Source organism: Thermosynechococcus sp. HY596 (assembly GCF_030518715.1).
Taxonomy (GTDB): Bacteria; Cyanobacteriota; Cyanobacteriia; order Thermosynechococcales; family Thermosynechococcaceae; genus Thermosynechococcus.
The window spans coordinates 2,539,718-2,551,813 of record NZ_CP130346.1; the positions used below are offsets into that span (position 1 = coordinate 2,539,718).

Annotated in this window: 11 protein-coding genes; 4 read left to right on the forward strand and 7 right to left on the reverse strand. The window is 52.9% G+C overall.

All coding sequences use genetic code 11. The features are described from left to right. Window positions 1-103: 103 nt before the first annotated feature. Window positions 104-760, reverse strand: coding sequence for an SMI1/KNR4 family protein (locus QYC28_RS12465; RefSeq protein ID WP_302679581.1), 657 nt, complete (start codon window positions 758-760; stop codon window positions 104-106). A 172-nt stretch (window positions 761-932) separates the two neighbouring features. On the opposite strand from QYC28_RS12465, the gene QYC28_RS12470 reads away from it, so the two are divergent. The 4 genes from QYC28_RS12470 (at window position 933) to QYC28_RS12485 (ending at window position 3,620) form a co-directional block, all read left to right on the forward strand. Beyond that, window positions 933-1,571, forward strand: a complete 639-nt coding sequence (locus tag QYC28_RS12470) for an HD domain-containing protein (RefSeq protein WP_149821309.1) — start codon at window positions 933-935, stop codon at window positions 1,569-1,571. 94 nt (window positions 1,572-1,665) lie between these two features. Further along, window positions 1,666-1,869: a DUF751 family protein gene (locus QYC28_RS12475; RefSeq protein WP_149821311.1), complete on the forward strand. Its 204-nt coding sequence runs from the start codon at window positions 1,666-1,668 to the stop codon at window positions 1,867-1,869. A gap of 9 nt (window positions 1,870-1,878) precedes the next feature. Further along, a complete protein-coding gene (locus QYC28_RS12480; RefSeq protein WP_149821313.1) occupies window positions 1,879-2,481 on the forward strand; it encodes a DUF3038 domain-containing protein in 603 nt (200 codons plus the stop codon). Beyond that, window positions 2,481-3,620: a DUF4335 domain-containing protein gene (locus QYC28_RS12485; RefSeq protein WP_302679582.1), complete on the forward strand. Its 1,140-nt coding sequence runs from the start codon at window positions 2,481-2,483 to the stop codon at window positions 3,618-3,620. Before QYC28_RS12480 ends, QYC28_RS12485 begins: the two co-directional genes overlap by 1 nt. A 4-nt stretch (window positions 3,621-3,624) precedes the next feature. Here QYC28_RS12485 and QYC28_RS12490 read toward each other — a convergent pair whose 3' ends face one another. The 6 genes from QYC28_RS12490 to QYC28_RS12515 all read right to left on the reverse strand — a co-directional run bounded on the left by QYC28_RS12490 (window position 3,625) and on the right by QYC28_RS12515 (window position 12,043). Further along, window positions 3,625-5,043: a protein kinase domain-containing protein gene (locus QYC28_RS12490; protein ID WP_149821317.1), complete on the reverse strand. Its 1,419-nt coding sequence runs from the start codon at window positions 5,041-5,043 to the stop codon at window positions 3,625-3,627. A gap of 42 nt (window positions 5,044-5,085) precedes the next feature. Beyond that, on the reverse strand, window positions 5,086-5,724 hold the full coding sequence (locus QYC28_RS12495; RefSeq protein WP_149821319.1) for an FHA domain-containing protein: 639 nt from the start codon (window positions 5,722-5,724) through the stop codon (window positions 5,086-5,088). Between the two features lie 174 nt (window positions 5,725-5,898). Continuing rightward, window positions 5,899-6,696: a phosphate ABC transporter ATP-binding protein gene (locus QYC28_RS12500; RefSeq protein ID WP_149821321.1), complete on the reverse strand. Its 798-nt coding sequence runs from the start codon at window positions 6,694-6,696 to the stop codon at window positions 5,899-5,901. 58 nt (window positions 6,697-6,754) lie between these two features. Continuing rightward, window positions 6,755-9,934 (reverse strand): efflux RND transporter permease subunit, encoded by a 3,180-nt coding sequence (locus tag QYC28_RS12505; protein ID WP_149821323.1) that lies wholly within the window; start codon window positions 9,932-9,934, stop codon window positions 6,755-6,757. Between the two features lie 66 nt (window positions 9,935-10,000). Then, entirely contained in the window at window positions 10,001-11,329 is a 1,329-nt protein-coding gene (locus QYC28_RS12510; RefSeq protein ID WP_286668767.1) for a GGDEF domain-containing protein, read from the reverse strand. 15 nt (window positions 11,330-11,344) lie between these two features. Further along, window positions 11,345-12,043: an alpha/beta fold hydrolase gene (locus QYC28_RS12515; protein ID WP_255451671.1), complete on the reverse strand. Its 699-nt coding sequence runs from the start codon at window positions 12,041-12,043 to the stop codon at window positions 11,345-11,347. Between the last annotated feature and the right edge of the window lie 53 nt (window positions 12,044-12,096).

Consider the following 12,096-nt stretch of genomic DNA (forward strand, 5'->3'; position numbering starts at 1 on the left):
AGGCATATCCAACAAAATTATCCTTGACAACAATAAGCAATTCAATTTGCTAACAAATCTTTATAATGTGATCTAAATATGATAAGTACATTGTGATTCTCCCTTAAGCCAAGCGTGCCAGCCAGTCTGGCATTTCCCACTCCAGTATATTTTTGGGGGTTTGAAGCATGACTTCTTCATACTCTGGATTGAATTGATAGTCACCTGCGATCAACTGCTGAGCATCGTGACTGAGTAACTCTTCAAAGGAATTGGCAAGAACTTCATAGCTACAGTTTTCATCACAAACCTCGATCACCTGCCCGATCGTCCCTGTGGGCGCGGGGTCAAGGTCAATGTATCGCAGAATGTCACCATTCATACAAGTAATTGGAATCCAGTGGGGATAATAAATCAACGGTTTCACCGCCCCTTTGATAAAAATAACTTGGGAAGCCACCCGATTCTTCCAAAAGGAAATGCTAAAGAAATCAGGGTCTTGGCAACTGCGGCCAATGTCTTGATCTAGTTCGTATTGCTGGATGATGTCATCGCAGGAGAGGAGCTTATTCCCATCTCCAAGTAGTGCCCCGACTATACCAGATTCGCCATTGTGCAGACTGAGGAATTCTTTGAAGCAGGGGGGCAGTGGTAGGCCAATGGCAGACTCCACTCTGGCAATTTCAGCAGCACTAGCGGGTGGGTTCAGTCCTTCTAGGACGTTTGGCGCATGGTTTCTCATCCAGTCAAGGATGATCGCTAAGCTCTCATGAATGCTCATCAGTGATTCTCCAGTGATACTTTCTGGCAGCAGGCAGAGACATACCATTCTTGTCACAAAGACACTCAAAACTCTGAAAACCGGTACAGAAGAGAATCGCATCCCCTTCATGTACGCCACATTTCAGAAAAGAGCTGTCGCACAATAGCAATAGATGCTTGAGGTGAAGCAGATGCCCTCTCTACGTTATCTCGATGCTTTGGAGTATGCCGCTGTTCTGCATCGTGAACAAACGCGCAAGGGATCAAATGTGCCCTATATTTCCCACTTAGTCGCAGTATCAATGATCGCCCTTGAGTATGGTGCCGATGAGGATGTGGCGATCGCCAGCTTGCTCCATGATGCTGTTGAAGATCAAGGGGGACTACTGACCCTAGAGGCTATTCGTGAGCGTTATGGCGATCGCGTTGCTGCAATTGTCCGCGCCTGTTCTGATTCAGTGGCCAATACCCTAGAAGGAGATGCAAAATTGCCTTGGGCAACTCGCAAACTAGCCTATATCAAACACATTCAACAGGGCACCACTGCCGATCGCGACACTCAACTGGTCTCCGCCAGTGATAAATTGCACAACCTACTGTGCATTCTTAGAGACTATGGCAACATTGGTGGTGATGTTTGGGCACGTTTTCGGGCGGGTCGAGAGGGGGTTCTTTGGTACTACCGCGAGTTGATTGCTGCCTTTGAGGGTGCTCATCTTATTCCTCTAGGCCTGTTAGAGCAGTTGCAACACACCTACCAAGAACTGACCCGTGCCGTTGTGAGTCGGGAGGGCTTTGTGCTGCCGTCTAGTTATGTGCCTATGGTATAGGCCAAGGGTGGTGCTTCCCTAGAGTCTCCGCAGGAGTAGTATCATGAAAGCAATTTCAAGCCCACTGGCGTCACCAAGTTAGGAGCATCAATCAATGGATGGCTTTTGGGAAAATGTCCTGCGCTACCAACGGTATTTTGTTACGGTTCTATTGGGCGTAGTGTGGAATGTCGTTGAGCCATTGGTGCCTCTTTTGAAGCGTCCGCTGAGCGCGATCGCCCTTATTGGCCTCATGGTGGGACTCCTCACATTTGTGGCATTGACGTTACGCGCAATGTTGGGTTTAACCGCTGCATAAGGTGGCACGATGACCTCTTCCCTGCCCATCAAGGCACAAATTGACCTGATTTTGCTGAGTCTCGAAGCCTTGGCTCATGTGGGTTCGGCAGAGGTACTGGCATTGGCAGAAGCCATGGGGTTTGAGGCCTATTTGCCCGATCGCGTGGGGTTATGGCGACTGCGGCAATCAAGTCCCCTGCGGCGAGGTCGTAATGGGCGACGCAAATTGGATGTGGATGAAGCCCGTGCCTTGGCCTTGATCTGCACCCGCTTAGCGCAGCAACACCAGCAAACCATCCGCACCGCCATTGAACGCTGGCAACAGCAGACGAGTCAAGGTCGCCCGCCCCACTTAGAACCCATTCTCGGGGATTACATTGACCGCTTCACCAATTTGTATCAAGAGCGAATGGCCGACAACAGCAGCGATGGTCGTGAATTGGCACAACTGGCCTTAGATTTACTCGTGGATTTGCTCTTTTACAGTACGCCCCAAGGGGCACGTCGCCTTTGGATCACCCTGCTAGAACGCACTACTCCCGCGCCCCCCTCGCTATCGTTGGTGGAACCTGAACCAATCCCTGCACCAGCTCCTGAATTGCCCACCCTGTTTCCCCATTCCGATGTCTAATGAGTACCACCCTCAGCTACTCTCAACCCACCTGCCAATTGGATGTTGCTGCTGAATTTTTGCCCTTCACTCAGAAGCTGCGCCGTGCGCCGGTGCGATCGCTCCACTTTACACTGGCTGTCGGAGAAAAACTCTGCTTTGAGGGTAACGATCGCCAGCTCTATCAACTCAAAACGCTGGTCAACGAGTATATTGAGGCTTTCTTGAGTCATCACCAAACACCGACAGAAGTAACCGCAGAGGGCTTTGTCCTGCGATCGCGATCGCCCCTCGAACATGAACTCCATCTAGCCGATGGGCGGGTAATTCTTCTGCAACTGACAGAACTATACGATTTGGTGACGGTTCTTGATGACTGGTCTGCCGTGATGGAGCCGTTGCCGGAACTGGTGGGGCGCGCCCAATCAACTGTTGCTCAAATCCCAATCTGGGCCAAAAGTGCAGCGGTGGCCGTGGGTGTGGTTGCTGCCTTTACCCTTGTCACCCAACGCTGGCTCATCCCCCCCGCTTCAATCGTCGTCACTTCCTCTGAGGCCACCCGTGAGGAACCTAACTTGCCTCCCCTAGCAATGCCATCCCCTTTGCCAGAATTGCCAGAACCTGCGGAAACCCCACAACTGGCTCCCCTACCTAGCCCGCCGCCAGCTGCCCCTGAAACATCTACCCTTGTGCCGCTGCCCTCGCCGCCAGAAATGCCGCCCCCAGCGATCGTGCCACCCCCGCCCCCTGTTGCCCAAGAGGCACCTCCCCCGCAACCCCCTGATCAAAATAATGTGGTGGTGCAAGCTCCCGCTGACCGCGCGCCCGCCGGTATTGAACCTGCCCCAATGATCACCCCTCCAGCCGAAACCACCCCCGTCCCTGCAACCACCCTGCGGGAGGTGAAAACCTATTTTCAAGACCGTTGGCGCCCGCCGGCTAGTTTAGACACGAGTTTGGAATACCGCATTGTGCTCAACCCCGATGGCACCCTTGCTCAAGCGCTGCCCCTCAATGGTGCAGCCGTTCGCTTTATTGATCGCACCCCAATTCCTTTACAGCAAAGCCCCCTTGCCAGTCCCTTTGGGGGCGATCGCCCGATTTTACTGCGGTTAGTGTTGATGCCCTCTGGAAGCGTGCAAGTGTTTGGTGAAAATTGATGTTCTATGAGGCACTTGAAGAGACGGCGGGGGTAATCGTCGCAATTTCCTGCAAGCGTTTCTTGACTTCGGCGGCGTTGGGATAGCGTTCCCGAGGATCAGGATGGGTCAAGCAGTTAATTAAATCCACCATTAGCGGATCCAAATGGGGAATGTCCTCGGCATAGAGACGATATTCACGGGTGCCCCAGCGGAAATAGGTCTCCGGTTCATAGCCCGTGAGCAAGTACACCATCGTTGCCCCCAAGGCAAATAGATCTGAAGCGGGTTCGGGTTTTCCCTCCTGCTGTTCTGGCGCCGAATAGCCCACTGTCCCAATAAATGTCCCTGAGTCAGAGGTCAAGACAGAGGCTTTGCCCCAGCCCACAAGCACTAGATTGGTTGTTTCCCGCTTAACGTAGGGATGAATAAGATTGGACGGACGAATGTGCAAATGCAACACAGGGGGGTCTTGCTGGTGCAGCACCTCAAGCAATTCACACACAGGAATCAGCCAACGACTGACCTCAATCACGTTCATTGGCCCTTGTTCCTGAACCCGCTGTTTTAGGGATTGACCATAGATCATTTCTGAGACCAAGTAGGAATCGCTGCCGCACTGAAAGGCCTCCCAAAACTGGGGTAAGACCGGATGCTCGATTTTGCACAATTGCCGCGCTTGGCGCTGAAAGGCACGGATTTCGTTGCGTGACGCCGCAAGACTATGTCCCTTAATCACTGCCGTTAAGCCACTGCGCCAGCCCAAATAAATGTTGCTTTGACCAAGGGCACGAATAATCTGGTAGTTGCCGAGGGTTTTCCAGACGCGCAGAGGCACACCGCAGTCAATGCAAAAAACATCGTTCTCTTGGGCATGGTTGTGCTGGCAATCGGGGGGAGCACGCCACTCGCTGAGTAAATGAACCGGTAGTTGGCCTGTCACCGCAAACTCAGCCTCTTCCTCCTCTTCGGCGGTGGCACTGCTACTACTGGAGGTGGGGGTGCTTTCTTCAGCACGGGAGGTGGGTTCGGCGGCTGTGCCAATGGCTTCTTCTTCCCCTGAATAGGTGCCCTTCTCAACATCCACCAAGCGACCTTCGGGCAACGTTTCCATGCGGGCATTGGGAGTGGCAGGACGCTGATCAGAACCGAGGCGAATTTGAATATTGGGTCCAGAGCGTGCCAAGCGCAGGATGCCGCCATCCATCAAGGTTGCCTGCTGAATGCGTTTGCCATCCAAGTAGGTGCCGTTGGTGCCAAGATTGACCACTTCCCATTGCAAGCCATTACGACGGAGTTCCACATGGTGACGCGACACCACCGCGCTATAGAGCACGACATGATTATCGACTGCTCGGCCAATACGGATGACATTTTCATTCTCAAAGGTCCAGCTTTGGACTGGGGTGGCTTGAACAGGATGGAGTAATGTCAATGTAATCACGTTGTCTAACCGCCTCTTCGTACCTGAATACACTCTAAAGAACTAGGAGATGCGTTCATAGATAAAAGTGACTAAATCTCCCTTCCCTAAGGCAATGCGATCGCCCGACTGCAGGCGGTGACGATTGCCCGGATAAAGGGGAGTATTGTTAATGTAAGTTCCATTGGCACTGCCCACATCTTCAATATAGTGGGCATCCCCCTCAATCCGCAGATCTGCGTGGATACGGGAGACAATTTCTGAGTTGGGGAAACCAGCCACATCAATATCGGGGGGAATGCGATCATTGGGCTTGCCAATATGAATGACGGGACGCCCGGTGGGAATTTGCAGTTCTGTACGAGTTTGCACATGAATCAGCTTGGCTTCAATGGTGGCAATCTCAACGGAGAAGACATGGGCCGGTGGTGGGGGCGGCGGGGGTAGCGTTGTCAGGCGGCCTTGATGGGCAGCGGCTGTGGGGGCAGCACTGGCTGTGTGTTGCATCACCTCTGGCATTGGGGGTGCGCTGACGGCAATGCGACGCAGATTGAAACCACACTGGCCACAAAAACTAGCCTCTGGTTGAACTGGGGCACCACAATTTGGACAAGGAGTCATACTGGGCATGGGCGAAAAGCACGCTTCACATTGAACAGCACCAACGGGATTGGGATGAAAACACTCGGAACAGATAATCATACAAATGATGCTCTATTCCACTGCCGATCCAACCAACCTAAGATTAAGGTCCCCATCGCTTGTCTCTACTTCCCAGAGTAAAGCCAAAAAAGCTAGCTGCCTCTACATTTAGGTTAGCTTTTACACCCCAATTCTACACGGGTTCATTGCCAAACTGCTGCCCAGTGGGAATTATTAGAAACGACCACTGACATAATCGCGGGTTAAGGGATGCTGTGGCCTTTGAAAAAGTAAGCGCGTGGGGGCGTACTCAATCAGTTGTCCCACTGTCTGCCCCTGACGATTGGGTTGCAGGGCTAAAAAGGCTGTCCAGTCAGAAATCCGCGCTGCCTGTCGTAGGTGATGGGTTGCCATAATCAGGGTGTAGGTTTGTTTGAGGTGACACAGACACTCCTCCATGCGGCGGGTTGCAGCAGTATCAAGCCCCATACAGGGGTCATCCAGTAACAGAATCTCCGGTTGCAGGGCGATCGCCCGCGCCAGACAAAGGCGTTGTTGCTGCTCTAGGGATAGCTCTAGTGCCGGCTCGCCCAAATGATTCTTCAGAGTTTGCCACAGATTCACCTGTTCCAAGGAAGATTGCACAAGGGCATCGAGATCCCCTTGATAGCCATGCACCCGAGCACCAAAGGCGACATTTTCATAGATTGATTTTGGAAAGAGACTCGGTCTGCTGAAAATCATCGGCATACGAGAGCGCAGTTGCGATGCATGCCACTCCTTGAGGGCGTGCTGCCGATAGCGAATTTCGCCAGTCACATGGAGATTCGGAAAAAGTTCAATAAAGCGGTTCAAACAGCTTAACAGTAAGCTCTTACCAGATCCAGAGGCACCGATCAACGTCACCAGTTGTCGTGGCTGAATCGTGAGGCTGACATCGCTGAGCAGTGGTTGACTGCGATAAAACACGCTCAGTTGGCGTACCTCGAGGAGGGTATTTTGACCAACGGCAATCGGGTCAACAGCAGTCATCAGCAGAACCTCGGCAGAGGCGTCACTACCACTCTAAACAGTAATGTTGGCCTACAGCTTAGCGTTCCTGAAGCTCCTCAGGGGAGGGATGGGCCGGCGCTGGCAATGAATCAGGAAGACCGCGGTGGGCAGTACGCTCAAAGCCATGCAGGATCACATAAAAACAGGGAATGAGAAAGAGGGTGAGCAGTGTTGCCACAGCCAACCCAGAAAACACAACAATGCCAAGGGGCTGCAAAAATTCTGAGCCTTCGCCTAGCCCCAATGCCAAGGGGAACATTCCCACCACCGTTGTAATTGTGGTCATCATAATTGGGCGCAGACGGGCAGGGGCAGCTTTGCGAATGGCTTGGCTATGGCTACAGCCTTCCTGTCGGTAAATCTCATTCGCTAACTCCACCATGATGATGGCATTGTTGACGACAATCCCCACAAGCAAAATGGCACCGACAATGACCGTGGCGCCAATGGCCGTCCGTGTCAGGTACAAGCCCCAAATTCCACCGGCCAAGGCCAAGGGAATGGTAAACATAATCACTAGGGGGTCAAGCAACGAGTTGTACTGTACCGCCATGACCACAAACACGAGAAAGGCCGCCAAACCGCCTAAGACCACTAAGGCCTGTTGCAATTGCTGATTGGCTTGAGCCGCCGTACTTGGCATCAGGGACACGCCCGGCGGAAACTCCAGATCGTTGAGAATGTCATTCACTTGGGCAAGGGCAGCACTGAGACTGGCACCTTCAACAAGATTGCCCGCTAGCATAAAGACCTGCTGCTGGTTAATGCGGCGGATTTCACCGGGGGCTTGACTGGGTTCGATGCGAGCGACATCCCCAAGGCGGAGGGGACGGTTATTGGCGGTAAAAAGGGGAATCGTTGTCAGGTCCGTAGGCGTTTGAATGCTTTCACTGTCTAGTTGGACACGAATATCCACTAGGCGATCGCCCCGTTGCAGGCGAGTGGGCACAAACCCCTCCAAAGCTGTTTGAATTGTCTGGCCAAGGTTGAGGGTATTCAGCCCCAGTTCGCTTACCCGCTCCCAATCTGGCAAAATTTGAATCTCTGGCTGGCGAGGATCCGCATCGGGGCGAAAGCGCACCAATGTGGCTTTTTCATCAAGGACTTGCAGCACTTGGCGACCAAAGCGGTTGAGGGTCTGCTCATCACTGCCCCGTAACATCACATCCACATCGGCACCGCGCACCGGCGAGTTGGTAAGAATAATGCCGCGCACTTGGCCAGGACTCAAGCGCAGCCGCACCCCTACAAGGTTGAGTTGATCAAGGGCTTTCGTCGCTTCCGTAATATAGCGATCCACGCTAACACCACGCCGCAGAACAATGGTGCTATTAGCTCGCAGGGGATTGGCAATGGTATTCGTGCCAAAGAGGGCACCGCCAGTTGTGGTAAAGACCGCCTCCGTGCCCGGTTGAGCCATCAGCACCTGATCCACTGCCTCCATGACACGGCGACTGGTAGGCAGGGGGGTTCCCGGTGGAAAAATGGCCATGAGGTTAACTTGACCCGTATTAATGCGCGGCAGCAGTTCTTGGGGAATTTGCTGAGCCAAAAGCCAACTTCCTCCCCCTAGAAGGGCGATCGCCAGCCCCACCACCAGCCAGCGTGCCCGTAGCACTTGCCCCAAGGCCCATTCATAGCGTGCGGTCAACCAGAGAAATTTTTCATTAAAAAGGCGAATAAACGCGACCTGCCGTAGGCGATTTTGCACCGGCACCCCCAAAAGGCGGGAGGCCAAGGCCGGCACGACCGTGAGTGCCACCAGCAGCGATGCGGCAACCGCAAAACTAATGGTTAGAATCAACTCATTAAAGAGCAGTGCAATCAAGCCCCCCAGCAACAAAAAGGGCAAAATAGCGACCAAGTTAGTGAGGGTAGAGGCCAAAAGCGCTGATTCGATGCCTTGGCTACGCCGTTTTATCTCCTCAAGGTACTGTTCTTGGCTCATGTGGTGGGGGTCAATATCCGCCAAGGTTTCTAACATCACAATGGCGTTATCCACAACGATGCCAACCCCAAGGGCGAGTCCACCCAAGCTAAACACATTGAGGGAGAAGTTAAATAGCCCCATCAGCAACATCGCGGCCATCGTTGACAGAGGAATGGCCAGCAAAATAATCAGGGTTTGCCGCACCGAGCCAAGGAACAGCAGCACCGCGATCGCTGCCAACAGCGTTCCCGTCAGGCCTGCTGTGACCACATTGTTCAGGGAATTGCGGATATAAACCGACTCATCAAGGACAGGAATGATCTGCGCATCGCGGGGCACGAGATTGGCTGCCTGTAGCTCGGCTAAACGCCGCTTGATACCATCGGCCACTTCCACCGTATTGGCTTCCGGCTGCTTGAGAATACTGACTTTAACGGCGGGCTGACCATTGAGCGTTACAAATACCCGTTGTTCAGCACTACCATCCACCACTTGCGCCACATCCCGCAGATAGACCCGCTGACCATTGGCGCCTGTCAGCACCACATCCTCAATTTCACTGGTATTACGAAACCGTCCCACTGTGCGGGTTAGGGGTTCTGCCATCTGGCCGCGAATGCGCCCCCCAGAGACATCTTGGTTGCGATCGCTGAGCGCCGTTAAAATTTGGTTCAATCCTACGCCCGTGGCCTGCAATCGGTTCAAATCCACAAGAATTCGTATTTCTTCGGTGGTGCCCCCAGAGACGTCCACCCCTGCCACACCGGGGACAATACTCAGTTCGCGATCCAAGTCCTCATCGGCAAAGACCCTTAACTCGCGGCCACTAAGGGTTTCTGAGGTCAGTGCAAACTCATAGACCGGCAATTGCGACGGATCAAACTTAAAGAGGCGCGGCGACTCAATAATATCGGGCAAGGTACTGCGGGCACGATTAAAAGCAGCAGTGGTCTCATTTAAGGCCTGATCAACATCGCCACCGGGTTCAAAAAATAAATCAATACTGACTTGACCTTCACGGGTTTGGGAATAGACCTGTACCACTCCCTCTGTGCGACTCAGGGCTTCCTCAAGGGGCTTGGTCACCTCCTCAACAGCAACACTAGGCACCACCCCCGGAATATCCAGCCGTACCCCAATGCGCGGGTACGTAATCGCCGGCAACAAATCCACTTGCAGCCGCATGAGAATAAAGACCGCCAACACAATGACAGTCAGGGTCAGCATCAGGGTGCCGATGTGGCGGGTCACCGCCAAGCCGCTAAAACTAAACCGTGGGGAGGTCATATCAGTTCAACTGGTGTAAACGTGATCCCTTAGACACCGCTACTCTAACAAATCGTTTCTGAGCTTTCATATCCACACCCAGCGATCGCGCCCCCCATGTTTCGCCTTATACAAGGCCTGATCCGCACGAGGAATCGAGTCACTGATCACCTGTTCCCCCGGTCGAAAAAGCGTGCCACCCAAACTAATGGTTGCAGCCAAAAACTGCTGATCTCCTAGTTCAATTGGTTTGCTTCTCACCACAGCGCAAAGTTTCTCCGCCACCGATTTGGCGTGGTCCTCGTTTAAGGCAAAAAACAAAAGGACGAATTCTTCGCCGCCCCAGCGCACCAAAATACCGTCTTTGCAAGCCTCTAACACCTGCTTGGCTCTTGCTGCCAATGTGCGCAGGACAACATCCCCTTGATCGTGACCATAGGTATCATTGATGCGCTTAAAGTAATCAATGTCGAAAATCATGACCGCTAGGCTCGTCTGTCCGCTTGCCGCTTGGGTTTCGTAGGCTTCTACACGACTCAACAAAAACCGGCGGTTGTAGGCGCCAGTGAGGGGATCCAACCACGCCAAGGCCAAAAGTGCTTGCTCCCGCTGGCGCATATCGGTGATGTCCGAAAAAATCCACACGCGCCCTAGCCTGCCATCCCCTTGGACGGGGTGGGTATCAATGAGCACTGTTTTCTCACCAAGCTGACATTCCCCCTTGGCACTAAAGTTAGCATTGGTACCCAAATCCGCAAAAATGCGCTCTAGCTCCTCACGGTTATCGCAACGTTGCCGTGCCTGTTTCATGTGCTGCGCCACAAGGGAAATGGGATGGTTGCCCGGCGGTAGTTGCAGCCAGTCACTGGCATAGGCGTTCACCATTGCCGTAGTGCCATCCCCTTTGATGAGTACCAAGCCTAGGGGAACAGTGTTAAAAATATCTTGAAATTGTACTTCAAAAAGAAAATTTTGCTGATTCCGGTAGTGATCCGCCAATAGTTGCCGATAGAGGGCGGCGATGTATTCCTTTTGTTGGGTCACTCGCCCCAAAAGGTTGGCCTGCGGATTAATCAATAACAATCCTTGACGCCATTGTGCGGGCTCACCACAGGGCAGGTAGACCAGTTGTTCAATGCGGTCTAGATAGCACAAAAAAATTGAGGGCAGTTTTTTCTGTAATAAAGGCGTCAAATCCACAGCAGCAGCCGGCAGGACGTCTCGCCACGGACACCGCAGCTCGATTGGCGGAAAGGGGGTTGCGCTGCTTGTGGTGATGATTTGGGCGCGATCGCCCGCCTCATTCACTGTTAGGGCAAGCACCAGATCCACCTGAAACCAACTGGCAATTAAGTGGCAAAAAGCAGTAATGCCATCGGGTGTGGGCAGAAGCTGGTGGGAGGAGTGTTGCTGCAACTTTTTAAGCATGCCCTAGTTGGCGTATATGACATATTTTCTGAGGAGTGGACCAACAACCTCAGGATGGGTCATGTGGGGCAGATGACCTTGGGCGTCAATCCAGTCAAGGGTACTTTGGGGTAGGGCTGCCTGCAGCCACAGGGCCACCCCTTGGGGCACAACAAAGTCGTCGCGGTTAAAAATCAGATGAACCGGTTGCTTGACCTTGCTGATAAAGGAGCGGGTATCTGCTTCAAAGATCATTTGTAGGGTACGCAGGGCAATATCGGGCTGCAAGCGAAAGAGGGTTTGCGAAAAATTAGCCAAGCGGTGCTCGTCGGTCACACCAAACATCAGGGGAGCAAATCCCGCTGCCCAAGCTTGGTAGTTGGTGACCATTGCCTCATAAATCGACTGTAGGTCTTCCGGCAGGAGGGTGCCGGGATAATTCTCCTCTTTCAGGTAATAAGGGGAGGGGCCAATCCAGATGTGTCGCCGAAACAAGTCAGGTCTGGCGATCGCGGCAATTGCGCCAATCATGCAACTGACGGAATGACCAACATATATGCAGGATTGGACACCAAGGCTATCTAGTAATTCAATGAGATCGTCAGCATAACCATACAAATGACTGTGTCTTTGCAGGTCGTAGCGGCGCAACGTGTCTTCATCGGAGCCACAGCCTGCAAGATCATAGCGAATATAGGTGAAGTCCTCAGGCAAGAAAGGCATTAGGTAATCCCAAGCGCTTTTATCGGTACCAAAACCGTGTCCTAGAACAACAG

Bases quoted from the DNA above. Each gene is read 5' to 3' on its own strand.
- QYC28_RS12465 (WP_302679581.1), bottom strand. From the start codon at position 760: ATGAGCATTCATGAGAGCTTAGCGATCATCCTTGACTGGATGAGAAAC.
- QYC28_RS12470 (WP_149821309.1), top strand. From the start codon at position 933: ATGCCCTCTCTACGTTATCTCGATGCTTTGGAGTATGCCGCTGTTCTG.
- QYC28_RS12475 (WP_149821311.1), top strand. From the start codon at position 1,666: ATGGATGGCTTTTGGGAAAATGTCCTGCGCTACCAACGGTATTTTGTT.
- QYC28_RS12480 (WP_149821313.1), top strand. From the start codon at position 1,879: ATGACCTCTTCCCTGCCCATCAAGGCACAAATTGACCTGATTTTGCTG.
- QYC28_RS12485 (WP_302679582.1), top strand. From the start codon at position 2,481: ATGAGTACCACCCTCAGCTACTCTCAACCCACCTGCCAATTGGATGTT.
- QYC28_RS12495 (WP_149821319.1), bottom strand. From the start codon at position 5,724: ATGATTATCTGTTCCGAGTGTTTTCATCCCAATCCCGTTGGTGCTGTT.
- QYC28_RS12500 (WP_149821321.1), bottom strand. From the start codon at position 6,696: ATGACTGCTGTTGACCCGATTGCCGTTGGTCAAAATACCCTCCTCGAG.
- QYC28_RS12505 (WP_149821323.1), bottom strand. From the start codon at position 9,934: ATGACCTCCCCACGGTTTAGTTTTAGCGGCTTGGCGGTGACCCGCCAC.
- QYC28_RS12515 (WP_255451671.1), bottom strand. From the start codon at position 12,043: ATGCCTTTCTTGCCTGAGGACTTCACCTATATTCGCTATGATCTTGCA.